We start from the raw sequence: 341 nt of genomic DNA, 5'->3' as shown, positions 1-341 counted from the left end.
CCAACTCCTCGAGATCGTCGGTCAGCGTACCAAACGTGCGAATCTCTTTTCCTTCAGGGGTAAGGGCGCAAGCCGTAATCGATTGCTTATGCACGTCCAATCCGCAACAGCGTTCATACAAGACGCGTATCGGTCTTCCTCCCTGCTTCGTTCTCAAAAACAGCTGGTGCAGCAGCCTTTGTTCAAGCATTCTATCCTGCGTGCTTCCCTCAAGGGAGCATTCCCGTTAGGAGCTTTTCCGGGGACTTGATCAAAAAAAGCCCTCTTGGTATGATGCAGGGGTGTCAACCACATCACTCACCATACCAAGGAGGACTTCAGATGAATTGTACACAAAACTA

General features: G+C 50.1%; 1 pseudogene. It reads right to left on the bottom strand.

The features are described from left to right. Positions 1-130: pseudogene (locus ETC02_RS17585) on the bottom strand (IS110 family transposase); the annotation flags it as partial. Between the last annotated feature and the right edge of the window lie 211 nt (positions 131-341).

Source organism: Geobacillus sp. DSP4a (assembly GCF_013096875.1).
Classification (GTDB): Bacteria; Bacillota; Bacilli; order Bacillales; family Anoxybacillaceae; genus Geobacillus; species Geobacillus thermophilus.
Note: the sequence above shows the minus strand (reverse complement) of the source record. Positions and strands in the feature narration are given on the sequence as shown.